This window comes from Anoxybacillus sp. ST4 (genome assembly GCF_019448545.1).
Taxonomy (GTDB): domain Bacteria; phylum Bacillota; class Bacilli; order Bacillales; family Anoxybacillaceae; genus Anoxybacillus; species Anoxybacillus pushchinoensis.
In genome coordinates this window covers 1-24227 of record NZ_JAHZOE010000010.1, presented here as the reverse complement: position 1 = coordinate 24227, position 24227 = coordinate 1, and the positions used below count along the sequence as shown (strand labels likewise).

Sequence of the window (24227 nt, the reverse complement as noted above, 5' to 3'; positions counted from 1 at the left end):
ATGATATGATTACTGAACAAGTGAAACGACAGTTCATTCAAATTGTCGGCGCACAAAACTACGACGATTCGAAAGCCGGACGGCTCGTTTATTCATACGATGCAACCCCAAACTTCCAATCGCTTCCTGACGCAGTTATCGCCCCGCGCAACACAAAAGAAGTGAGCGAAATTGTAAAGATTTGCAATGAGCACCGCATTCCGATCGTGCCGCGCGGCTCGGGGACAAATCTTTGTACTGGCACATGTCCGACAGAAGGCGGCATCGTCATCATTTTTAAACATATGAATCGCATATTAGAAATTGACGAAGAAAATTTGACGGTGACCGTTCAACCGGGAGTCATTACGCTCGATCTCATTCAAGCGGTCGAAGCGAAAGGATTATTTTATCCACCTGATCCAAGCTCGATGAAAATTTCAACGATTGGTGGAAACATTAACGAAAATTCTGGCGGCTTGCGCGGATTAAAATACGGTGTCACACGCGATTACGTCATGGCGCTTGAAGTCGTGCTCGCCAACGGCGACATTATTCGCACGGGCGGCAAGCTCGCCAAAGATGTCGCTGGCTACGATTTAACGCGCCTATTCGTCGGCTCAGAAGGAACGCTTGGAATCATTACCGAAGCGACGTTAAAACTCATTCCGATGCCGGAGACGAAAAAAACGATGCTTGCGCTATATGAAGATTTAGAGGCGGCGGCGCGCTCCGTTTCAGCTATTATCGCCAACAAAATCATCCCGACGACGCTTGAATTTTTAGACCAGCCGACGTTGCAAGTCGTCGAGTCGTTCGTCAACATCGGCTTGCCGACCGATGTTAAAGCGGTGCTGCTCATCGAACAAGACGGTCCGAAAGAAGTCGTTGAGCGGGATATGGGAGCGATGGCGCGCATTTGCCGCGAACAACGCGCCATTTCTGTTCAAGTGGCACAAACGGAAGAAGAAGCAAACAATTTGCGCACAGCGAGACGTTCCGCCTTATCAGCACTCGCCCGCTTAAAACCGACGACGATTTTAGAAGATGCGACCGTTCCGCGCTCACAAATTGCAAATATGGTAAAAGCGATTAACGATATTGCAAAAAAATATAACGTTACGATTTGTACGTTCGGTCACGCAGGCGACGGCAACCTTCATCCGACATGTCCGACCGATGTGCGCGACAAAGACGAACTACATCGCGTCGAGCAAGCGTTCGAAGACATCTTTGCGAAAGCGATTGAGCTTGGCGGCACGATTACCGGCGAGCATGGCGTCGGTGTCATGAAAGCGCCGTATTTAGAATGGAAGCTTGGTAAAGAAGGAATCGCTGCTATGCAGGCGATTAAACGAGCGCTCGATCCGAACAACATTATGAATCCGGGGAAAGTGTTCGCAAAAAGCACGCGCAAACGGGTGGTGGTAACGCGATGAAAAACGAACAGCTCATCCAACAACAATTTCAAACGCGCATGAATGAAGACGAGCTATTGAACTGTATGCGCTGCGGCTTTTGTTTGCCGACATGTCCGACGTATATTGAGTCGGGCTTTCAAGAGTCGCACTCGCCGCGCGGGCGCATCGCGCTCATGAAAGCGGTCGTCGACGGGCTTATCGAGCCCGATGAAGATGTCGAACGTTCGCTCCAACTTTGCCTTGGCTGCCGAGCGTGCGAGCCTGTTTGTCCTTCTGGGGTGCGCTACGGTCATTTGCTTGAAGAAGCGCGCGACATTATTGCGCAACATAAACGATATCCGTGGTTTGTTCGCCTCGTTCGCCACGTCGTGTTTAAGCAGCTATTCCCCCATCCAAAGCGAATGCGGATGGTGACCGCCTTCATCGGCATGTATCAACGCTCCGGATTGCAGACGCTCGTTCGCAAACTCGGCTTGTTGCGCGTGTTGCCGAGTCATTTAGCCTTGATGGAAAAAGTGTTGCCGAACGTGCCGACATGGAAACAAATGAACGAACGGCCAACGCACATCGAAGCGGAAACGAAACGAAAAAAACGGGTCGCCTTTTTTAGCGGCTGTTTAATGGATACGATGTTTATGGATATCAACGATGCGACGATGAAACTATTGCAGCTTGTCGGCTGCGATATCGTCATTCCTGAGGCCCAAACGTGCTGTGGTGCACTTCACGGGCATAGCGGCGAAAAAGCGGACGCAAAAACGCTCGCGAAACGAAACATTGAAGCGTTTGAAGCGCTCGACGTCGACTATATTATCACAAACGCTGGCGGGTGCGGGGCGTTTTTAGTCGAATACGACCATTTGTTAAAAGACGATCCCGTTTGGGCAGAGCGCGCCAAATCTTTCGTTGCCAAAGTGAAAGACATCTCCGTCATTTTAGTCGAACTCGGCTTTCATCACCAACGTTGGCGCTTGCCTGAGCAAATCGTGACGTATCAAGATTCATGCCATTTACGCAACGTCATGAAAACAGCAAACGAGCCGCGCCTGCTGCTTCAATCGATTTCCGGCGTCGAGTTTCGCGAAATGAAAGATGCCGATCGGTGCTGCGGTTCAGCAGGCATTTACAACATCATCGAACCAGACATGTCGATGCAAGTGCTTGATTACAAAATGGCACAAGTGAAACAAACGAAAGCGACGACAATTGTAACCGCCAATCCCGGCTGTTTGCTGCAAATGAAGCTCGGCATTGAACGAGAAGGACTAACGAACGTGCGCGCCGTTCACCTTGTCGAGCTGCTTTTAGAAGCGGTAGAAGCGACAAAAGAAGCAAACGAGCCGGTGAAACAAACAGGGTAAGGGTATGGACGTTCATGCCCTTCTCCTCTTTTTTAAACGCTTTTCTAATTCGTCACGCTTTTGCTGCAACTCCGCTTCACTGCACGCTTTTCGCTCATATCGGGAATAATCGATATGCAGCCACTCCGGCACACTTTCCGTCCGCACCGCCCACTTCTGCCGTTTCGAGCGCACGTATCCGTTTTTCTTCCAGTTTCGTAAAACGCCTTCTGTATATGTCCACGTTTTCACTCCGTTCTGTAAAGCGACGTTCAGCGCTGCAAGCACCCACTCCTCTGACGTTTCATTGACCCATAATGCGATTTTTTCTCCAATATAGCCACTTATCGTCCCAAAACCGTTTTGTTCATAAAATTGTATAATGTTTTGTAATGTATGATCTGTTGTTATATTTGTTTGTCTGTTCATCGTGCTATGTCCGTCTTGGCAAGTGGACATGTGCGACACGTCATGTTGCCCACTCGTTTCGTCATGTTGCCGTTCTTCTTCGCCATTCATGACGTTCGCTAGCGCATCGTAGTCAATGCGATACCATTTCGTTTTATCAAGCTTTGAGCGATACCTTGACACGACAATCCCTTTTTTCTCAAGCCGGACGATCGTGCGCCGAATCGTGCTTTCCGACCAAAATGGAAACTGCTTTTGCCACCCTTCGTACGTGTTATATACCCACACATGCCCATCATGCGTATGCGTACTTTTCCCGAGCCAATAATGAAGCTGTTGCAAAAAAATGCTTTCATTCAATCCGAGCTTCACCGCCACCGTCGGCAAAACGAACAACGGTTCATCATCGACTAACCATTTCTTCATCACAATCCCCCCTATATCCATTTATCGCCTCATATGTGACATTTGGTTAGGGGGAATAAAAAAGAGAATGCCTTCGCATTCCCTTTATGCTTCTGGTGTGAATGTTCGCTGGGCAAGTTCGTTGTCAAGCATAAACAACGAATTGCTGTCGCCTTCGATGCGTTTTAGTTTTTGAATAAGCGTATCAAACAGCGACTCTTCTTCCACTTGTTCGTCGATAAACCATTTTAAAAAGTTCATCGTCGCATGTTCGCGCTCGTCTAGCGCTAAGTCAGATAGTTTATAAATGCGGCGCGTCACTTCTTTTTCATGAGCGAGCGCTTTTTCGAAGCAGTCGCGAACGGACGTAAATTCGTTGTTTGGCGATGGGAATCCTGTCATCACCGCTCGTTCGCCAAGCGCGTTAATAAAGTTGTAAAACTTCATCGCATGGAAGCGCTCTTCTTCCGCTTGCACTAAAAAGAAGTTCGCAAAGCCGTCCAACCCTTCCGCCGAGCAATACGCCGCCATCGCCATGTACGCATGCGCAGAATAAAATTCAAAATTCATTTGATCGTTCAGTCCGTTTAACAATTTTTCACTTAACATACATCAACACTCCTCTCTTTCTTTATTATAACAAAAAGAGGAGGAACGTGCCTCCCCTTATTCGTTTTGCGCTTTTTTCAACGTTTGAATCGCTTCTTCTTGTTGTTTCGTCTCTTTTCCTGAGAAAAACCAACCGCCTGCGGCAATCGCTAAAAGGACAATCCAGAAAATCGCTTTCCATAACGCTGAATGCGCGAAATGTTCAGAAACAACAGCTAAGCTCGGATGAGCAAGCGTATATACCGCCAATTTCACCCCAACCCAGCCGACGATTAAAAATGCAGCTGACTCTAGGCTTGGACGTTTTCGCAAAAGCTTGACGAACGCATTCGCCGCAAAACGCATAATAATGACACCGATCAATCCACCGGCAAAGATAACTAAAAACTTTCCGCCGTCCATTCCTCCGATCGGTGGTAAATTCGTATTTGGCAACGTCATCGCCAAAGCGACCGCAGCTAAAATCGAATCGATCGCAAACGCTAAATCGGCAAGCTCTACTTTCAATACGGTCATCCAAAAGCCAGATTGCTTTTTCCCTTCTTTATGCGAACCGTCTCGATTTTTGTTTATAAAATGATGCAAAGCAATAAACATTAAATACAACGCACCGAGCGCTTGAATTTGCCAAATATTCACTAAATACGAAATGACGAAAAGTGCAGCGAAGCGAAAAATAAACGCTCCAGCAAGCCCGTAGAAGAGCGCCCGTTTTTGTTGTTTTTCTGGCAAATGTTTGACCATCACAGCCATGACGACAGCGTTATCGGCCGCTAAAATTCCCTCCAATCCAATTAAAACGAGAAGCACCCAACCATACTCTAACAACAATGATACATCCATCAATAATCCCTCCTGTAATATGTAGTTTTCCCTCGTCCGCCGGCAAAAATCATAAGAACGCAAAAAAGACCTTTGCCGTACGGCAAAGGTCTCGCTAGACACACGTTGTGCCAACAAAGCCGATGGACGATGTCCATGAACTGACGACTTTGTTTTCAGGCGAACGCCTGAACGCTACTCCCCTTTGTGAAGGAAAACTATGATTGAACTGTAATTTTATTATAAAAACATAAGCTCACTTTGTCAACCCGTCAACTTACTTGTTTTTGTCCCGCGTGCCCTTCGTTTAGTTTGCTATGCTTGCGGCCATATAAGAAGTAAATGACGAGGCCGACCGCGAGCCAGCCGCCAAAGCTAAGCCATGTCGTCGCAGGAAGCTGAAGCGCTAAATACGTGCAAAACGCCACCGCAAGAAGCGGAATGACAGGCACAAACGGCACCATAAAGCTTCGTTTTAAATTCGGTTCCGTTTTGCGCAACACTAAAATGCCGATCGCAACAGTCGTAAACGCAAACAACGTTCCGATATTCGTTAAATGCGCCAATTTATTTAACGGAATGACACCGGCAAAAATGGAAACAGCAATGCCTGTTACCCATGAGTTCACAAGCGGCACTTGCTTGCGCTCGCTCACTTTCGCAAATAACGATGGAAGCAAGCCATCGCGACTAATCGCATAAAAGAGGCGCGTTTGCGCATAAAGCATAACGAGAAGCACCGTCGTAATTCCTGTAATCGCCCCAAGCGAAATAAATCCAGCAACCCAATCTTGGTTAATGTAATTTAACGCGAAAGCAACTGGATTTTTCACACCTAATTGATCGTACGGTACAATTCCCGTTAAAATGAGCGACACCGCAATATACAAAAACGTACAAACAACAAGCGAAGCGATAATACCGATCGGCATGTTGCGCTGCGGATTGCGCACTTCCTCTGCCGCTGTCGATACGGCATCAAATCCTAAATATGCGAAAAACACCGTCGCAGCTCCTGCCGCAACGCCCGAAAAGCCAAACGGCATAAAAGGCGTCCAGTTTTCTGGCTTCACATACCATACACCAACGGCGATAAACAATAAAATGACTGCCACTTTAATAACAACCATCACCGCATTAAAGCGCGCTGATTTTCTCACACCTTGCGTCAATAAAAACGTAATAAGTAAAACAATAACGATGGCTGGCACATCAATAAACGTCCCTTTGGATGGATCGTATGCGCTTGTGAGGGCATGCGGAAGCTCAATGCCAAAACCGGCAAGCAACCCTTGGAAATAGCCCGACCATCCGGCCGCTACCGCCGATGCAGCCACACCGTATTCTAAAATTAAATCCCAGCCGAGCAGCCATGCCATCATCTCGCCAAACGTCGCATAGCTGTACGTATACGCGCTTCCCGATACGGGCACGCTCGAGGCAAATTCCGCATAACAAAGCGCCGCAAACACACACGCTAATCCGGATAAAATAAACGAAAGAACAAGCGCTGGTCCCGCATGCTCTGCCGCCGCCACGCCCGTCAAGACGAAAATGCCCGTTCCGATAATCGCTCCGATGCCAAGCATCGTTAAATCGAGTGCACCTAATTCTTTTTTTAGTGCAGCGCCGCTTTTTCCTGACTCGCTCATAAGCAAGTCAATCGACTTTTTCCTAAACAAACTCATTGTTGTAAACTCTCCTTACTTGTTATGTTCATTTTATACTTTAACGCCCAAAATTGTTAAAGACAATACTTTTTCGCTATTTCGAAATATTTTTATTTTTTCAACAACAAAGGGAATGTGACTTTCATCGTCGTCCCGCGCCCCTTTTCGCTTTCTATCGTCCACGTGCCGTCCATCATTTCAATGATGCGAATCGACACCATCGCCCCGAGCCCTGTCCCTTTTTGTTTCGTGCTGAAATACGGTTCGCCATATCGCGCCAGCTGCTCTTTCGTCATGCCGACTCCCTCATCGCGGACGACGATCGTGACCGTTTTTTGAGCGACATATACAACGACGTACACCGCCCCGTCGCCTTCTATCGCTTCAATTCCATTTTTTATTATATTTAAAAAGCATTGTCGAAAATATTGGGCGTTGCCACTTACTTTCGCAGGCATGAGCGTTGACACGATGTCTACCCCCGACATGTTCGCTAACGGACGCAACATGTCAATGACTTTCGTTAACTCATGATGCACGTCAAGCGGCTCCATTTTTTCTGGAAACGGCTTCGCAAACGTTAAATAATCGTCAATAATGGCACACGCGCGGTCTAATTCTTCAAGGGCGATATTCATATATTGCTCTTTCTTTTCCTCCGATATGTCTTTTCCTCCCATGAGCTGCATAAATCCTTTCACAACGGTAAGGGGATTGCGAATTTCATGGGAAATGCTTGCGGCAAGCTGGCTAACGACTTCCATTTTCTCCAGCTTGATCGCTTTCGAACGAATGAGCAACGCTTCACGCAACGTTTCAACGATGAGCACAACGAACGATACGGCAAAGGGAGGAACAAGGATAAAGTGAATGACGTACGACTCTGTCACTTGAAAATCAGAAATGACGATCGCCAAAATCGTAGCAACAATCGCTAATATAAACGTCATCACCGCCGAAGCGAATAATCGTTGTTTTCTCGACAACCGTTGGAAAATAGGAGAAAACAAACTGCCGAAAACGAACATCATGACATAAACAGCGACGGTAATGAATTGATAGCCGTACATCGCCCAGCGCGCGAGCAGCAAAATAAGCAAGAGGGGAAAACTGACCGTCCATCCACCGTAAAACGTGCCAATTAAAAACGGAACTTGCCGCAAATCGTGCACGCAATCAGGGGCGATGTAAATCGGATATTTCATGCATAAAATAAGCGGCACGCTTAAGCACACAACAAACAACAAACGTTGATACACTTTTTTGCGTTGGAAAAATCGAACGTAATCGTATAAAAAGTAAAAGAAAAAAATGCTCACTAAAATGTAAAATAAATTGTTTAACACGTGCTGATTGATATATGTCATTTTTCTCAACTCTCCCATATCGTTCATACACGTTCAGTTTCGCTAAAATTTTTTCTGTTGTCAACGCAGCGACATCTTTGAAAAATTGCATCGTTTCCATTATGATAAAAATGCAAACTACATAGTGGAGATGGTGATGATGAACGAACGGCGTTACTTGCCGATTTTATTTGTTGTAATGTTTTTCGTCATGGTCGGGTTTGGCATTATTATTCCCGTTCTTCCGTTTTTCGCTGAAAACATCGGCGCAACCCCAACAGAGCTCGGTTGGCTGATGGCTGTGTATTCTTTTATGCAATTTTTATTCGCGCCCATGTGGGGAAACTTATCTGACCGATACGGGCGAAAACCGATGATACTTATCGGTATTTCCGGCTTGGCGCTGTCGTTTTTCTTATTCGCCGTGGCGACAACGTTGTGGATGTTGTTTGCGGCTCGCATCATTGGGGGCTTTTTATCTGCCGCGACGATGCCGACAGCGATGGCGTACGTCGCCGATGTAACGACAGAAGAAAACCGTGGGAAAGGAATGGGTATCATCGGAGCGGCTGTCGGACTCGGATTTATTTTCGGACCAGCGATCGGCGGCATCTTTTCCGCTACAAGCTTAACTGTCCCGTTTTGGATCGCTGGCTGTTTAGCGCTTATGACTGCCGTGTTCGTCTTCTTTTTCTTACATGAGTCGCTTCCGAAAGAAAAACGTTCGATCGGACAAGCGAAACGTCCGTCTCTTTCCGCTGCCCTTCAAGGACCTTTGGCGCGCTTATATATGTTGCAGCTGATCGTCACATTTTCCCTCGCTGGACTTGAAGCGACGTTCGCTTATTTTGCCGCAAAACGCGCAGGTCTTACGTCAAAAGAGCTCGGCTACATTTTCATGATGATGGGACTTGCTGGTGCGATCGTTCAAGGAGGACTGCTCGGAAAACTGATCGCATCGTTCGGTGAAAGAACGGTCATTCGCGGCGGCTTATTTTTATCAGCGCTCGGCTTTTTTCTTATTTTGTTCATCAATCATTTTTGGACAGCGGCGCTTTACTTAACGATTTTCGGCATCGGTAACGGCGTCATTCGCCCATGTGTATCGTCCTTGCTTACGAAATATACAACGGGCGGACAAGGAAGCGCGACAGGCGTATTATCATCGTTCGATTCGCTCGGGCGCATCGGCGGGCCGGCGATCGCAGGTTGGCTATTTACGTTAAAACCGAGTTTGCCGTATGTGACAGGTATATTGCTGACGTTCGTTTCGTTCGCCCTATTCCAGTCGTTTCAACGAGCAATGATGCAAAAAGGCTCCGTCTAGTTCGGAGCCTTAGCTTATGACTTGTTCCTCATCGCGCTTGGCAACGACCGGCCAATTGAACAAATCGATATCTACGATGTAGCGCGGTCGTTGTTTCGTTTCTTTATATACTTTTCCGATGTATTCGCCAACTAAGCCGATCGCAATCAACTGCAACCCACCGACGAGCCAAATGGACATGATGAGCGACGTCCAGCCCGTTTCTGTATGTCCTGTTATTTTTAAAAAAAGCACGTATAGCGCAAACAAGACGCTAATGAAAAATGAACAAAAACCGAGAAGGGAAACGAACCGAATGGGCATCATGCTGAATGACGTGAGTCCATCGAAGGCAAAGCGTATCATTTTCATAAGCGGATATTTCGTCACGCCTGCTTTTCGCTCTTTTCGGTCATAATATACGGTTGTAGAAGGAAAACCAAGGAGCGGGACAACTCCGCGCAAAAACATGTTTACTTCGCGAAATTGCTGCAACGCTTCTACCGCGCGCCGGCTCATGAGACGATAGTCTGCATGATTGTATATAAGCTTCACCCCGATGCGATTCATCATGCGGTAAAATGTTTCGGCCGTCCACCGCTTCATGTACGAATCAACGTCGCGCTTTCTTCTCACTCCATAAACGATATCGTATCCGTCATGAAATTTTCGTACAAACTCGCGCACGACATATATATCATCTTGCAAGTCGGCATCCATCGTTACGATGCAATGCGCCGCGCCTTTGACGGCAAACATGCCTGCTAAAAGGGCGTTTTGATGCCCTGCATTGCCGGCGAGCTTCACCCCTTTCACTTCTTCATGTCGCAAACATGCTTTATAAATGATCGTCCACGTTTGATCGCGGCTTCCGTCATCGACAAATACAATTTTGCTTTCTTTCGAAATAAGTTGTTCATCTACGAGCTGTTGCCTTAACGAAAGCAGTTGTTTAATCGTTTCTGGCAATATATCTTGCTCGTTATAACAAGGTACAACGATCGCTAAAACGGTCATGTCGTTTTCTCCCTTTCCACTTCGTATAAGTAAATGTTCCATGCGGATTCATCGTGTTCAAACGTGCGCAATAGCTTTAAGTTGTTTTCCTTTGCGTTGTCAATCGGCAAGGCGGAAAACACGTATCGTCCGCCCATGTCGTACAATACGTCAGTATGAAGCTTGAGATGGCGTATGCGCTTGTTCGATTGCTTCGTAAACATGTAGTGCTTTCCTAGCTCATCGACAAATATGTAACAGCGACCGCCCCATTCATCGAAATATTGTTTTAGTTTTTTATTTTTCGCAAGCTCACTCGCAATAATTTTCCGAAACTGATGCTTATACGACAGCGGATAAAAATTGTTGTACGTATCGAGCGTATAAAAGCCGTTATATTGCGCAATCGCCGGATGCATGCCGATGCTGACGACGCGATACGTATGAAGCGGCTTGCCGATGTATCGCTTCACTTGTTCAAACTGCTTTTCGGCATAAAACGCGCGAAATGTCGGCTTGTCGCGATATACAATTTGTTCATGAAACAACATCGCCACAACGAGTTGAGAGGCAATCGCAAACGAGACGATTCCTCGATCCCACGCGCGCCATATAATGCGAAGCGATAGCGCAAACAGCACATAAATGACCATCGGTCGCAAAAAATGATAGCGCGCAAAATTAAACCGATCTAAAAACGGAAACGCTTCTGTCGCAGGCAACCATCCTTTGTAAAACCAAAACGCATACCACGCGGAAAGCGCAACGTTTACAATATGAAGCTGCCAAAACAGCCGCTCTTGTTGCCACCATGTTTTTCGCCATACGATATATAAAGCGATCAACGTGATCGGTAAAATAATGAGCGTATGAATCGTCATGACATGCGTATGACCGAACATATAGTTTTTGAGCGTCAGGCGAAGCGATCGCCATAACGGTAAGCGAGCATGCACATATTCATCGCGGCTCGTCGGCTCTGTCGCAAATAAAAATGAATGAACGAGCCGATATTCAATCGCTAAATAAAGAACGGTCATATATATGAGCGCCAACAAAAGGGGTACGTTCGGACGGCGACGCCACGCATCAACGATCCAAAACAAAAACATCGCGCTTAAAAAAAAGAAAAAACCGAGCACGAAGCTAGAATAGAGAGGAAGAAGCGTGAGTACGACATAATTTTTCCACGAACGATCGCCGGCTCGAATGTTAAGTAGCGCCCATAACGCAAGCGGCATGCCGAGCGTGCTAAGCATCCCTGATGGCCAAAACGGCGTCAAGGCAAACGTAAGAGCCACACCAACGCGAATCCATTCTGCCGTCGCTTCTCGCTCCTTTAATACGTGCGTTTTCAACAACATATACATGCCGATAAACGCAAATACGCGCGTCAACAGCTGGCTAAGCCCGTAAGCATAAACGGAAGGAAAAAGCGCATGAAGCCAGACGATGCCGCTAAATTCTGTTCCGTACGCGTTGCGTGGCAATCCGTTAATGACTTGCGGAATCGTCGCATGAACGGAACCGAACAGCTCGCCACTTTGTACGAGCACGCGATACCAAGCAATATTAGAGTCTAAATTATCGTGCACGCGCATGTGCGCATCTTCCCCAAGTAAAAAATACGGCAAGGCATGTAAACAAACGATGATGATGCCACATGTGAACAGTCTCATAACGCCCCCCCATTCGCTATTATTTTTTAACAACAAATGAAAAATATGCATAAAAAATCCCCTGCCAATCGCAGAGGTTAAACAATGATCGCATCGTATCCTTTTTTTCTTAACTCTTCGACGAGACGTTCTGCATTTTTTTTATCGCGAAATGCTCCGACTTGCACGCGGTATAACTTTCCATCGTCTTTCGGTGGAGCAGGCGGTTTCTTTTGCAATCCGAACGCTTTCGCCATTCCTTCCACATGACCGCGGGCAATTTGCGACAGAAATTCGTCTGATTTCAGCTTCGCGGCATCGCCTGCGTTGTCGATAAATAAGTTTTCCGTCAATAAAGCTGGCATATTCGTTTGACGAAGCACCGCATAGCTCGCACGTTTTTTTCCGCGATCGCGTACATCTCCAATCGCTTTCATCACTTCATCATGAATGATGTTTTGATATGAAACGGTTTCTTTGCTCACATTTCCATTGAATATATATGATTCAAATCCTGTTCCACCGCCTGCGTTCACATGAACGGATAAAAAGAAGTCCGCACCGATCCGATTCGCCATCGCTGCCCGTTCCGATAGTTCAATAAACTGGTCGTCTGTCCGCGTATAGTGCACATCGACATGTTCATACTCTTTCAACATCTCCCCTATTTTCGTCACAATCGTTAACGTTACATCTTTTTCACGAAGTCCGTTTCCGACCGCCCCCGGATCACGCCCTCCATGCCCTGCATCTAAAACAATTTTCACCATCATATCCTCACACCTTTCTAACAAATTTTCTCTCTGCTAATAACATATACATGATCTCGGACAAAGGATACGGCCTTTCCCTATTTATCTATTTTTCTTTCGCTCGCACATGGAAAAAGCCTAAGCTATGCTAGCTCAGGCCAAAGCTGTTTACAACATTTGCGGATGAGATGCGGAACGACATGATCACGTCGATACACGAGCGTATGAACGAGTTGCTTTCGTTCTTCTTCCGTCATCGGCCAATCGTCAGGCATATGTTTCGTCATTTCTTCAAGTAAAAGTGTCGGCATCGTTTGCATAACGGCAATCGCTTCCTCCAATTGTTGAACGGTCATAAACGACGCCATCATGCGATGCGTAGCGCTTTCGATAAGCGTTCGCGGCAGCTGTTTTAACTGTTCAACCGTCCACGCAAATGAACCGCATATGTCAGCGTGATCAATGATCCATAACGTCTGATGCTCACCATTTTGTTCGATGATGACGTTTTTTCTCGTTCGGTCGCAATTGTACAACCAATAATCAAAAACGATCACCCCCGCAAGCTGATCGGCGTTGGCGATGCGATAAAGCGTCGTTTTATGGGCGTTTTTCCCGTCAATATACGCGCTAGCAAACTGCGTTTTCGTTTTCACAATCGTTGTGTCATCTGGAATCGGTACGAGCGTGTCAGGTAAAGAAACGAGTCGGGCGTGCGGAATCGGAAGGTTCATATATTTCGCAATTTGGTATGCGAGCCATTCGTTAATGAGCGCTTTCGGCTTTTTCGTGTCATAAAATTTGACGACATACCGTTTCCCATCATGAAACGTGATGAGATGGGAGTTATGTTTATGGCTTGCGAACGTCATTTCATAGTTCATGTTTGTTCACCTACAATATGTTGTAGTAAATCGACATACGTTTCGGCACAACGTTCAATCGTAAATTGCGCTAGCACGCGCGCCCTGCCAGCTTCGCTCATCTCTTCATATCGCTCCTGATCGTCGATGATCGCTTCAATCGCTCGAACGGCACCGCGCGTATGATGTTCGCGAAATAAGTATCCTGTTTTTCCGTGAGCGATCACTTCCGGCATGGCAGATACGCGCGGGGCAACGACCGGCACGCCACACGCCATCGCTTCAATAAACGTATTGCCGAACGATTCGACTTTCGTTGTCGCTAGTAAGCATCCCCCTGATTGACGAATGCGGGCGTATATGTGAGGCATTTGTTGGTACGGAACGACGGGAAACCATTTGACGAACGGGTCGAGCTTTTTTTCTTTCCATTCCGTTTCAAACGTTTGTTTATCGACACTATGCGCCCCACCGATCATCCAACATTCGATATCATCCCGCTCTTTTTGTAATAGCGAGACGATGCGCAAAAACGCCCGCCAATTTTTCCTTCCATCTAACCGTCCGACATAAGCAATAATTTTTTTGTTCGGTACATCATCGCATACAGATGGCTGGAAAAAAGACGCATCTAATCCGTTATAAATGACGGTAATCGGCGCTTGATCGTTAACGAGGACGGAAAGAAGTCGTTTTTGATAATAAGACGGAACGATAAACTGACGCGGGGAAATCGTCTCAACCCCTTGCAAGTTCCGCTTTAACTTCAACAACTCCGGCGTGCGCGCCTCGACAATAATCGGACCTGCATAGCCAACGTCGTTCAACCACTCGTACGCTTGGCTCGTATCAACAACAATGATCGCATCATACCCTTTTCGTAAAATGTCATGAACATCTCGCTTCTTTTTCGCTACATACACGTTTGCGACATCTTCCATCATATGCATGCCGCCCAAATCTTTCGTATATAAAAAATCGGTCGTAATGCCACGCTTTTTAAAATATAACGCCCGATTGCGCCATCCGGCATTCACCCCACCAACCGTCAACAACCGCCAAATGACTAAAATGTTCACCCCTCAGCCCCCTTCACATTTGCTCTTTTATTAATGTATGTTGAACATAGAGAAAAGTTGATGATCATCTCAATTACAATCGGGGGTATTCCCCTATTGTCCATATTGGAAGTATAAATGATAATTATTATGTAATTAAAATTAATATAAAAAAGGAGGATTTACTAATATGGAACAAGTACAAAACTACTTACCACGCATTGGTGATCCGGCACCAAAATTTGAGGCAGTGACTACACATGGAAACATTTCATTAGACGACTATAAAGGATCTTGGGTTATTCTCTTCTCGCATCCAGCGGATTTCACGCCAGTTTGTACAACAGAATTTATGGCGTTTCAAAACATTTATCCAGAGTTGAAAAAATTGAATGTTGAATTGCTTGGCTTAAGCATTGATAGCGTTCATTCACATATCGCATGGGTGCGCAACATTGAAGAAAAATTTGGAGTAAAAATCGAATTCCCAATTATCGCTGATTTAAATAAAGAAGTAGCTATGAAATACGGTATGCTTATGCCTGAAGGAAATAGTACAGAAACATCACGTGCTGTATTTATTATCGATGACAAACAAATTGTTCGTGCCATCATTTATTATCCATTGAGCACAGGAAGAAATATGGATGAAATTTTACGTGTTGTGAAAGCATTACAGACAACAGATGCGCATGGTGTCGCAACACCTGCGAACTGGAATCCTGGGGATAAAGTGATCGTTCCACCAGCGAAAACACAAGAAGCGGCAGAAGAGCGTATGAAAGATGAAACGTTAGAGTGCATCGATTGGTATTTCTGCAAAAAAAGCTTATAAGGAAGTGACAGATGATGGCTTGCGTCAACGATAATCAAACGGTAACAGCTACTATGCAAGCAATTTTACAAGCACTGGATGTCCCTGCAACTGCGGAACAATTAGCTGAAAAAACAGCGTTGCCGCTATTTAAAGTACGCAGCACATTGCGTGAGTTAAATCAACGTAATATGGTGAAACAAAATGGGGATATATATGAGAAAAACTAGGGACGTGTTCCCTAGTTTTTCGTTTTTGTATATACCCGCCATCCAGCAAGTACCGGCAATATCGCTGTCAACCCAATTGCCCAACGGAATCCGAGCCAGTCAGCAATGATCCCTGCTATCACCGCCCCGATCGCATAGCCGCTATCGCGCCAAAATCGATATACCCCCATTGCAGAAGCGCGCCAGTATATCGCTGTCACATCGCTATATACATGCACTTTAAGATGATGACTTCTGTATGAACACCTTTTTCCATGGTTATACTGCTCCTAAATACCCACGTATAAAAGGAGCGGAAAGGACATGAAACGTCTTAAAATTACAAATGATCACGGTTGGACACCTCGAACACTTCGGAAACAAGAACGGAAAATCAAAGATGCTTCCCTTCGTGTTCGGGTGACTGCCGTTCGTCTCGTCATGGAAGGGTTTCTTGGAAAAGATGTCGCAAAAATGGTTAATCTATGCCGTCAATCGGTTGCACTTTATGTGGCACGTTTTAATGAAGGTGGGCTCGATCATTTACTCGATCGTCGCTTGCCACCTGGTCGCGTGCCATTTCTGACGGAAGAACAACAACAGGAGATCAGACAACTGGTATTAACTACCACCCCTGTGGATGTCGGCTGGGGCATTTCTTCGTCATGGAACACACGTATATTGCAATCTTACATCCAACAAACTTATGGCGTTTCGATGTCACGGGAAGGCATCCGAAAGTTATTGCATCGTCTTCGCTTGTCATGGACACGCCCGACGTATAAGCTCGTCAAAGGAGACGCTAAGCGTCAAGCTGCTTTTCAAAGAGAACTTGAATTTATAAAAAAAAACTAATTACCGAGAATGCCATGCTGTTTTATGTGGATGAGACACATGTTCGTGCCTATCAAGCGCTACGTACGACATGGGCAGAAGTAGGCAACCAAAAACAAGTCCCGAGCTACGGTCACCACGCTCACGTTTCCATTTTTGGCGCAGTCGACGTGCAACAAGGGGACGTCGTGTTTCATCGTGCTTCGTCTGCCAATGCCGAGACGTTTCTAGACTTTTTACATCTGTTGAAAGAGAAATATGCGAATCGATTCATCGTGCTTGTGTTGGACAACGCGCGTATTCATTATGCCAAGATGGTGCAAGCCTTTCTTGATGGCGAGGAAGGCGATGCTTTTCATTTCATCTTTTTGCCACCGTATTCTCCACAGTTAAATCCGATTGAACGGCTGTGGAAGTGGTTGAAAGATGAAGTGATTGCCAACGTTTTTCACAAGGATCAAAATGACATTGCCCAATCCATTACTCGCTTTGAACAGTACGTTCTACAACACCCGGATGAGGTGTTACGCCGCATGGGGTGTGCTGTGTGAATCAGAGGTTAAAATGCCAATTTGGATGTATATAATTGCCGCTTGCAACGTCGGATATACCATCGCTGTTCCGAGCCCTAACAATATCGCGCCAACCATCCATAACACGACATCGTCCACGATAAGCATCAACCACATGGCCAACGCCTGTAGCCACATGCCGTATGCAATCATCCTTTTTCTGTCGACTCGATCGCTAATGGCACCTGTGAAAAGCTGACATATCCCCCATGAAGCAGGGTAAATCGCAACGATCATCCCTGTTTGTGAGACGGATAGCCCGAGGGAAGTGAAATATAAAGGGAATAATCCCCATGCCACACCATCTTTCAAATTTGTTACAAGTCCTGCCAAACTAAAACTAGATAGCGTTTTATTTTTCCATGTCGTCTGCTGAAATACATCTTTTGCGGATAACGTTTCTGTTCGCTCCTTTTTTCTTCGTTCCATATGCAGTTGAACATGATGTTTCGTATCTTTAACGACGATGGATAAGCCTATTCCAGTAAGTGCAACCACAATACCAATGTAAAACAATTCAAGATCAAGTGAAAATGTCGAAGCGAGATAACCCGATAACGCCGCCATCATCGCGACACCAAAATAACCAGCAAACTCATTTAAACCAACCGCTGTACCTCGTTCCGTTGGCTTGGCGATGTCAATTTTCATATTGACAGTCATCGACCACGTCAATCCTTGGTTAATTCCAAGCAGCACGTTCGCAAACACAACAACCGACCATTCGTGTGCAGTAAGCATACATATTGGAACGAATAGCCCGATTACCCATCCTGCTAGCAATATGTTTTTTCTACCAAACCGATCAGCAAGCTGACCAGCAAAATAGTTTACAACCGCTTTGGACAAGCCGAAGCTAACGATAAACGAGATAGCCGCTCCCATCGATGTAAGCCCAAACTGCTTTTCACCAATCATCGGCAAAATCGTTCGTTCTAAACCGACCATCGCCCCAACAAACACGTTAATGACGACTAATAATAAAAATGAAACGGTATTTTCCTTTATTCCTAAACGTACCACCATCTTACTCACCTTCCTTAAAAACAAACAACATGGCCATCATTAATGACCATGTTTAACAATCACACCATACACGCTCGGATGGAAATGAACGAGCTCCACATGTGTGAAATGTGCTTTCGCCTCGTCCATGAGCTGATGCGATGGAATGCGTTCGTGAAGCGGCGGACCCATTTCACTTTCTACTGCCTCCCACTCAATGAATAGAAACGCACCGTTCGGCTTTATGATGCGAGCAATTTCTGCAAAAACAGCTTCTCGATCGTCCACTTCATGCAAAACAAACGCCATCAGTCCCTTATCGACAGATTGCGGTGAAATCGTTGTTTTTGCCACATCGCTTAGGATGTAAGAAATGTTTTTTACTCCTTCTCGTTCAGCATGTTGTTGGAGTAAATCGAGCATTTGTTGTTGCATATCAACAGCGTACACCGTTTTTGCTCGTTTGGCGATCGGCACAGCAAAGTATCCGTTCCCCGCCCCTAAATCAGCGACAATATCATGCTCGCCCACGTTCAACAATGAAATTACTTTTTCCGGGGCAATCAGCTCTCTCCTTTTCGGATTTAACAACTTCTCTGCTTTCGAGTGATGAAATACATGCCCTGTCATGAATCATCCGTCCTTTTCTTTTTTTATACCCACATCCGTATTTTACTCTTTTTTTTGATGTTTGTCATCTAATCAGCAATCTTTTTACTTTACAAAAGTAAGTAACAAACTATATTATAGTTATAGATTTTTATACCAAAGCAAAATATAAGTAAGTATCAACTTGTATCAAGGAGGAACCGTTATGGCAAAAGTATTGTATATTACCGCAAATCCAAAACAAGAACATGAATCGTTTAGCTTGTCAGTCGGTCGCGCGTTTGTCAATGCCTACAAACAACATCATCCCGAAGATGAAATCGTTGAATTGAACGTATATGACATGGACATCCCTTATATTGATGGAGATGTGTTTAACGGTTGGGGCAAACTTCAACAAGGACAAGCATTTGACCAATTAAACAGAGATGAGCAAGCAAAAATCGCACGTATCAACGAACTATGCGACCAATTTATTGAAGCTAACAAATATGTATTCGTCACACCGCTGTGGAACTTTAGCTTCCCTCCAAAATTGAAGGCATATATTGATACGTTTTGTATCGCCGGAAAAACGTTTAAATATACAGAAGAAGGGTCTGTTGGACTACTAGAAGGGAAAAAAGCGCTCCACATTCAAGCGCGAGGAGGTATATATTCTGAAGGTCCGGCGAAAGAAATGGAGTTTGGTGACCGCTATTTAAGAGCTGTTCTCGCTTTTATCGGCATAACAGACGTTCAAACGATTGCGGTCGAAGGTATGAACGCTTTTCCAAACGAAGCAGAAAGCATTAAGCAACAAGCGATCGAACGAGCAAAAGAAGCAGCGAAACAGTTTTAACAACAAACAGGGCGTCCAGAAAGTCAAAATAACTGACTTTTTGGCGCCCCTTTATTGCTGCAATATGTTATTTTCACATGTTTAGCCATTTCCCTAAGAGCATTCGCCGAGTCCAGAGGTAAGTTTTTCTTCAGTAACTCCCGATACTTCTTACAGCTCTTCAAGCATCGGCTGTACTGCTTTATTCGTCTCACCCCTGCCGATATTTGCTGAATAACAGACGATCTCTTGTACAGTTAGATAAACCAACTAATTACAAATACAACAGAAAAACCGACCAGCGCAATCATTGTTTCCATTACTGTCCATGATTTCAACGTATCTTTCACTTCTAAACCAAAGTAGCGATTCACGAGCCAAAATCCTGAGTCGTTTACATGTGAAAGAATCGTCGCTCCTGCCGCAATCGCAATAGTAATTAGCCCCAATATTGGACCTGTCAGCTGCAATGTCTCTATAAATGGAGCCATTAACCCTGCAGATGTCACCATCGCAACTGTAGCTGAACCTTGTGAAACGCGAACGAGCGCCGCAATAATAAATGCAAGAACAATCGGCGGCAACGATGATGTCGACATCATATCTGCAAGCACCTTGCCAACACCTGAGTCCACTAAAATTTGTTTAAATACTCCGCCAGCACCTGTGACAAGAATAATAATTCCTGCCGGTTCTAGTGCCTTCGTTGCAATATCCTGTACTTGTTGTTTAGAAAGTCCCCGCTTTCGTCCTAAGAAGTAAAAAGCGAGTAAAGTAGCAATCGTTAAAGCGACAAATGGATGACCTAAAAAGGTGAACAGCGATCGAAGCATATTTTTCTCTGGCAAAACAACTCCTGAAACCGTATTCATTAAAATGAGCAACAAAGGAATGAGAATGATCGTTGCGATTAATCCGAAACTCGGCAAATCTTGTTCATTATCATGTTCTTTCCATTCCATATAAGTCGGAATAGAGGCGTGAATTTTCTTTGAAATATACTTTCCGAATAACGGACCAGCGACAATCATCGCCGGAATACCCGCAATAAAACCAAATAAAATGACCCAACCTAAATCCGCACCAATTAAATTGGCAACTGCAATTGGGCCTGGCGTCGGAGGAATAAAGCTATGCGTTACCGCCAGACCGGCAAGAAGGGGAATACCATAATATAAAAGAGAACGTCCTGTCTTTTTCGCTAGACCGTAAACAATCGGTACAAGAATAATAAATCCCACGTCAAAAAATACAGGAATAGCGACTAAAAATCCTGTAATTCCAAGCGCCCACTGCGCTTTACTTTCCCCAAATTTCTTCATCAACGTCTGTGCTAAACGTTCAGCTCCCCCTGATGCTTCAAGCATCTGACCAAACATTGCACCTAACCCAACGACAACCGCTACAAATCCAAGCGTTCCTCCCATTCCGTTTTGAATGGACTCAATTACACTTTTTAGTGGCATACCTGCCGCAATTCCAACAAGTAAACTAACAAGCAATAACGAAACGAACGCATGCAATTTCGAACGAATAATAAGAAATAACAACAAGCTAATTCCAGCAATCACAATAACGATTAACGAAGATGATGCCATCTTCCCCACTCCCCCTTGTTTTTATTTTAACAAACGCTTACATTTACTAAACCGATTTAGTAATGAAGTGAATCACCCCCTCCGTTATACATATTTACTTTGAAACGAAGAAATGATTTGAAATTCATCTTTTAGTTGCCTATACAATCTTATATACAAATCAAATAGTTCCGCATAAATCGCTGTATGCTGTCCATTTGGCTCGTGACGTGATGAAATACGTAGCCACGACTTTACTTCTTGTAGTGAAACAATGTCTCCCGTCGCATAAAGAGCCAATGCTGCAGCCCCTAGCGCGGAGGCCTCATGCGTCTCCGGGACAAGCAATTCTTTCCCCATCATATCGCACAACATTTGGCGCCAAAACGGTGACTTCGCAAATCCACCAGACACTCGAATTTCTGATAACGGTCCGATCACATCGCGAACAGCGAGCGCAACAGAAAAGACGCTCATACAAACACCTTCCATGACGGCTCGAATAAAATGCTCGCGCCTATGTTGCAAGCTAATCCCAAAAAATGTGCCGCGCGCATGTGCATCCCAATACGGTGCGCGCTCTCCAGATAAAAACGGCAAAAATAACAATCCCTCTGATCCTGCTGGAACACGTGCAGCGTATTGTGTCAGTAAATCGTATGGATCGATTCCTAGTCGTTTAGCCACCTCTTTTTCTTGTGCCCCAAATTCGTCACGTAACCAGCGTAATAAAATGCCGCCATTGTTTGTCGGGCCTCCGATGACCCACTCATTTTCTGTCAACACATAACAAAACGTTCGCCCATGTTCATCGGTTTTTGGAAGTGGTGAAATTGTTCGTACCGCTCCACTTGTGCCAATTGTTATCGCAGCCTCATGCGGCAAAACTGCGCCGACCCCGACATTTGCGAGCACCCCATCACTCGCTCCAATGACGACAGGGGTATGTGTAGAAATACTGAGCTGTTCTGCCCACTTTTTGTCCATTCCTTGTAACGTATATGTCGTCGGAACAAGCTGAGATAGTTGCTGGCGGTCAATATGAAGCAGTCGCAAAATTTCTTCGTCCCAATCAAACGTCTGTAAAGAAAATAGGCCGGTTGCCGAGGCAATTGAATAATCGACAACATACTGATGAAACCACTGATGTAATACATATTCTTTAATCGAAATAAACTTATGGGCTCGTTCGAATACATGTGGCTCATGTTCTTTGAACCACATCAATTTCATAAGCGGCGACATCGGATGAATCGGTGTGCCTGTTTTTTTATATATCTCTATTCCGCTTTTTGTTTTTTGCAATTGCTCTGCCTGCTTACTGCTGCGATTATCTGTCCAAATAATGCAATTTGTCAACGGACGATGACGCTCGTCGACTAAAATTAATGAATGCATCGCTGCACTTATTCCAATCACTTTCACTTGTTCCGCTGAAACATTCCCTTTGTATATAGCTCCTTGTATGCTTTGTACGACGGCAGAAAAAAGAATATATGGGTCTTGTTCCGCCCATCCTGGTTGTGGGTGGAACATCGGATATTCTACCGCATGCATCGCTCGAATGCGTCCATCCTCTTCGAAAATAACCGCTTTTGTACTTGTCGTGCCAATATCTATTCCGATGACGACTTGGCTACTATTCACCTTTATCTCCTCTTTTCTTTGCTGAATCCCTTTCTATTAACTTTGGAGCAAGCCGAAACATTTGGGGAGAAATCTCGCCGCCCATTTGCATAAACAGCCGTTCCGTAGCTTTTTCCCCCATCTCAAAAGCTGGTTGGGCAATTGTTGTTAGTGAAGGAGTATAAATGGACGCAAACGGAACGTCGTCAATACTGATAAGTGCTATGTCATGTGGAATAGTTAGTTGACGCCTTTTGACAAACGTCAACACCTCCATTAATGTTAAATCGTTAATGGCGAATATCGCTTCAGGCAGTTTGTTCCGTTGCAAAAGCGCATCTAGTCGCCCCGAAATGTGCTTTACTTGCTCGGTGATGATCCATTCTTCTTTGATTGGAAGATTTGCTTCACGCAACGCATACTGAAATGTATTTATCCGTTCTGTGCGCGGAATGACGTGTGGCGCAAATGGTGGTGCTACGAGTCCAATATGTTTATATCCTTGCTCAATTAAATAATGCACCCCTAATTGGACAGCACGTTCGTTATCTAATAAAACAGCATCTACATCGATTCCTTCAACCGTTCGGTCAACGAATACAACTGGTAATCTTGCTTCAATCATTCTTTTATATAAATCGACATTTTTTCCTGTTGGAAAAATAATAAATCCATCCACTTGCTTCGCCCATAGCATATCAATATATTTTTTTTCCTTTTCAGGATCGTCATCTGTATTACAAACGATGACATGAAAATCATGTTGTTGACACATATCCTCAATCGCCCGCAACACTTGTGTCGTTAACATATGCAAAATGTTAAAGACGATTACACCAATCGTTGCTGTTGATTTTTGTTTTAAGCTTCGAGCAATGACGTTTGGGCGGTATTGTAGTTGCTCAATTGCCTCCGCGATACGTCTTCTCGTTTCCTCGCTCATGTACTCATACCTCTTGTTTAAATATTGCGATACTGTACTTTTCGACACGTTTGCTAGCTTCGCTACATCAGCCATCGTCACTTTCTGCAACGTATTCATTCTCCTTTACTAAATCGATTTAGTAAGTAAACCGGTTTAGCAGTATTATACACAAAAATGAAAGCGTTTTACAACATTTTTTAACAGTATATTCAAAAAAATGATGCACAAATAAGAAACGGAGTTCAGCGAAGAGATATGGTTATATTCCTAATATTGTAAAAATAAACACAATATGGCTCTTCACCACAAGTTGTACTTGATCATTTAAGGTAGGTGTGCATAGAGGAAATAGAGGGTACAAAAAATGCGAATTTTCCTGTATGGTAAAGGTGACCAAACCAAACCATGGAGGGAAATTCGCATGTACTCTCAGTTTATCAAAGAACTCATCGATTTACCAGATGTTTTGATTCAAAGTTTGAGTCAAGACTTTGTGGGAGATTTTTTTCTCGACCGATTTTTTTGGTTATATATGGTTTTATAAAATCGTTATATGTAAGCGCTTTTACTTACTCTCATCCTGTAGGTATGTGCGTTTTCTCT

The 24227-nt window shown here is 44.8% G+C and carries 23 protein-coding genes, 1 pseudogene and 1 riboswitch; of the genes and pseudogenes, 8 read left to right on the top strand and 16 right to left on the bottom strand.

What is annotated here, in order from left to right; genetic code table 11:
* Positions 1 to 5: 5 nt before the first annotated feature.
* Both glcD and K1I44_RS08260 read left to right on the top strand, forming a co-directional pair.
* The gene (gene glcD / locus K1I44_RS08265; RefSeq protein ID WP_219985862.1) at positions 6 to 1418 is read left to right on the top strand and encodes a glycolate oxidase subunit GlcD; all 1413 of its coding nucleotides are present in this window, start codon (positions 6 to 8) and stop codon (positions 1416 to 1418) included.
* Positions 1415 to 2761: a (Fe-S)-binding protein gene (locus tag K1I44_RS08260; RefSeq protein ID WP_219985861.1), complete on the top strand. Its 1347-nt coding sequence runs from the start codon at positions 1415 to 1417 to the stop codon at positions 2759 to 2761. Before glcD ends, K1I44_RS08260 begins: the two co-directional genes overlap by 4 nt.
* A gap of 12 nt (positions 2762 to 2773) precedes the next feature.
* On the opposite strand, the gene K1I44_RS08255 is transcribed toward K1I44_RS08260, so the two are convergent.
* The 5 genes from K1I44_RS08255 to K1I44_RS08235 all read right to left on the bottom strand — a co-directional run bounded on the left by K1I44_RS08255 (position 2774) and on the right by K1I44_RS08235 (position 8039).
* Complete coding sequence (locus K1I44_RS08255) at positions 2774 to 3574, bottom strand: DnaD domain-containing protein (RefSeq protein ID WP_255573331.1); 801 nt, start codon at positions 3572 to 3574, stop codon at positions 2774 to 2776.
* A gap of 84 nt (positions 3575 to 3658) precedes the next feature.
* On the bottom strand, positions 3659 to 4162 hold the full coding sequence (locus K1I44_RS08250; RefSeq protein WP_219985859.1) for a ferritin: 504 nt from the start codon (positions 4160 to 4162) through the stop codon (positions 3659 to 3661).
* A 57-nt stretch (positions 4163 to 4219) separates the two neighbouring features.
* The gene (locus K1I44_RS08245) at positions 4220 to 5005 is read right to left on the bottom strand and encodes a TerC family protein (protein WP_219985858.1); all 786 of its coding nucleotides are present in this window, start codon (positions 5003 to 5005) and stop codon (positions 4220 to 4222) included.
* A 41-nt stretch (positions 5006 to 5046) separates the two neighbouring features.
* A riboswitch (yybP-ykoY riboswitch) is annotated at positions 5047 to 5200 on the bottom strand.
* A 56-nt stretch (positions 5201 to 5256) separates the two neighbouring features.
* A complete protein-coding gene (bcaP, locus tag K1I44_RS08240; RefSeq protein ID WP_219985857.1) occupies positions 5257 to 6672 on the bottom strand; it encodes a branched-chain amino acid transporter BcaP in 1416 nt (471 codons plus the stop codon).
* Between the two features lie 92 nt (positions 6673 to 6764).
* A complete protein-coding gene (locus tag K1I44_RS08235; RefSeq protein ID WP_219985856.1) occupies positions 6765 to 8039 on the bottom strand; it encodes a sensor histidine kinase in 1275 nt (424 codons plus the stop codon).
* 121 nt (positions 8040 to 8160) lie between these two features.
* Here K1I44_RS08235 and K1I44_RS08230 point away from each other — a divergent pair, with 121 nt between their 5' ends.
* Positions 8161 to 9327: an MFS transporter gene (locus tag K1I44_RS08230; protein ID WP_255573338.1), complete on the top strand. Its 1167-nt coding sequence runs from the start codon at positions 8161 to 8163 to the stop codon at positions 9325 to 9327.
* A 9-nt stretch (positions 9328 to 9336) separates the two neighbouring features.
* Here the strand turns inward: K1I44_RS08230 and K1I44_RS08225 are convergent, their stop codons facing one another.
* The 5 genes from K1I44_RS08225 to K1I44_RS08205 all read right to left on the bottom strand — a co-directional run bounded on the left by K1I44_RS08225 (position 9337) and on the right by K1I44_RS08205 (position 14654).
* Positions 9337 to 10323 carry a glycosyltransferase family 2 protein gene (locus K1I44_RS08225; RefSeq protein ID WP_219985900.1) on the bottom strand — a complete coding sequence of 329 codons (987 nt, stop codon included), beginning with the start codon at positions 10321 to 10323 and terminating at the stop codon, positions 9337 to 9339.
* Positions 10320 to 12032: a DUF6044 family protein gene (locus K1I44_RS08220; RefSeq protein ID WP_219985854.1), complete on the bottom strand. Its 1713-nt coding sequence runs from the start codon at positions 12030 to 12032 to the stop codon at positions 10320 to 10322. The genes K1I44_RS08225 and K1I44_RS08220 overlap by 4 nt, the downstream gene beginning before the upstream one ends.
* Before the next feature lie 26 nt (positions 12033 to 12058).
* Positions 12059 to 12730, bottom strand: coding sequence for an N-acetylmuramoyl-L-alanine amidase (locus K1I44_RS08215; RefSeq protein ID WP_003396870.1), 672 nt, complete (start codon positions 12728 to 12730; stop codon positions 12059 to 12061).
* A 125-nt stretch (positions 12731 to 12855) separates the two neighbouring features.
* On the bottom strand, positions 12856 to 13596 hold the full coding sequence (locus K1I44_RS08210; RefSeq protein WP_219985853.1) for a HipA domain-containing protein: 741 nt from the start codon (positions 13594 to 13596) through the stop codon (positions 12856 to 12858).
* Positions 13593 to 14654, bottom strand: coding sequence for a glycosyltransferase family 4 protein (locus K1I44_RS08205; RefSeq protein WP_163151072.1), 1062 nt, complete (start codon positions 14652 to 14654; stop codon positions 13593 to 13595). The genes K1I44_RS08210 and K1I44_RS08205 overlap by 4 nt, the downstream gene beginning before the upstream one ends.
* Positions 14655 to 14823: 169 nt before the next feature.
* Here K1I44_RS08205 and K1I44_RS08200 point away from each other — a divergent pair, with 169 nt between their 5' ends.
* Together K1I44_RS08200 and K1I44_RS08195 are read left to right on the top strand one after the other, a co-directional pair.
* A complete protein-coding gene (locus tag K1I44_RS08200; protein ID WP_219985852.1) occupies positions 14824 to 15468 on the top strand; it encodes a peroxiredoxin in 645 nt (214 codons plus the stop codon).
* 11 nt (positions 15469 to 15479) lie between these two features.
* The gene (locus K1I44_RS08195; protein ID WP_219985851.1) at positions 15480 to 15677 is read left to right on the top strand and encodes a hypothetical protein; all 198 of its coding nucleotides are present in this window, start codon (positions 15480 to 15482) and stop codon (positions 15675 to 15677) included.
* A gap of 11 nt (positions 15678 to 15688) precedes the next feature.
* On the opposite strand, the pseudogene K1I44_RS08190 reads toward K1I44_RS08195, so the two are convergent.
* Positions 15689 to 15880 (bottom strand): annotated as a pseudogene (locus K1I44_RS08190) (MFS transporter); the annotation flags it as partial.
* 100 nt (positions 15881 to 15980) lie between these two features.
* Between K1I44_RS08190 and K1I44_RS08185 the strand changes: the two are divergent.
* Both K1I44_RS08185 and K1I44_RS08180 read left to right on the top strand, forming a co-directional pair.
* Complete coding sequence (locus K1I44_RS08185) at positions 15981 to 16511, top strand: helix-turn-helix domain-containing protein (RefSeq protein WP_219985850.1); 531 nt, start codon at positions 15981 to 15983, stop codon at positions 16509 to 16511.
* A gap of 26 nt (positions 16512 to 16537) precedes the next feature.
* On the top strand, positions 16538 to 17041 hold the full coding sequence (locus K1I44_RS08180) for an IS630 family transposase (RefSeq protein WP_370627972.1): 504 nt from the start codon (positions 16538 to 16540) through the stop codon (positions 17039 to 17041).
* Here K1I44_RS08180 and K1I44_RS08175 read toward each other — a convergent pair.
* Positions 17015 to 18088 (bottom strand): MFS transporter, encoded by a 1074-nt coding sequence (locus tag K1I44_RS08175; RefSeq protein WP_255573328.1) that lies wholly within the window; start codon positions 18086 to 18088, stop codon positions 17015 to 17017. The two genes, K1I44_RS08180 and K1I44_RS08175, sit on opposite strands and share 27 nt — an antisense overlap.
* A gap of 39 nt (positions 18089 to 18127) precedes the next feature.
* A complete protein-coding gene (locus K1I44_RS08170; RefSeq protein WP_219985848.1) occupies positions 18128 to 18697 on the bottom strand; it encodes a class I SAM-dependent methyltransferase in 570 nt (189 codons plus the stop codon).
* 184 nt (positions 18698 to 18881) lie between these two features.
* Between K1I44_RS08170 and K1I44_RS08165 the strand changes: the two genes are divergently transcribed.
* A complete protein-coding gene (locus tag K1I44_RS08165; RefSeq protein WP_219985847.1) occupies positions 18882 to 19517 on the top strand; it encodes an FMN-dependent NADH-azoreductase in 636 nt (211 codons plus the stop codon).
* Positions 19518 to 19753: 236 nt separating this feature from the next.
* Here K1I44_RS08165 and K1I44_RS08160 read toward each other — a convergent pair whose 3' ends face one another.
* The 3 genes from K1I44_RS08160 to K1I44_RS08150 form a co-directional block, all read right to left on the bottom strand.
* Positions 19754 to 21094: a GntT/GntP/DsdX family permease gene (locus tag K1I44_RS08160; RefSeq protein ID WP_219985846.1), complete on the bottom strand. Its 1341-nt coding sequence runs from the start codon at positions 21092 to 21094 to the stop codon at positions 19754 to 19756.
* Positions 21095 to 21178: 84 nt separating this feature from the next.
* Positions 21179 to 22720: a gluconokinase gene (locus K1I44_RS08155; protein ID WP_219985845.1), complete on the bottom strand. Its 1542-nt coding sequence runs from the start codon at positions 22718 to 22720 to the stop codon at positions 21179 to 21181.
* The gene (locus K1I44_RS08150; RefSeq protein WP_219985899.1) at positions 22713 to 23732 is read right to left on the bottom strand and encodes a LacI family DNA-binding transcriptional regulator; all 1020 of its coding nucleotides are present in this window, start codon (positions 23730 to 23732) and stop codon (positions 22713 to 22715) included. The genes K1I44_RS08155 and K1I44_RS08150 overlap by 8 nt, the downstream gene beginning before the upstream one ends.
* Positions 23733 to 24227: the final 495 nt, after the last annotated feature.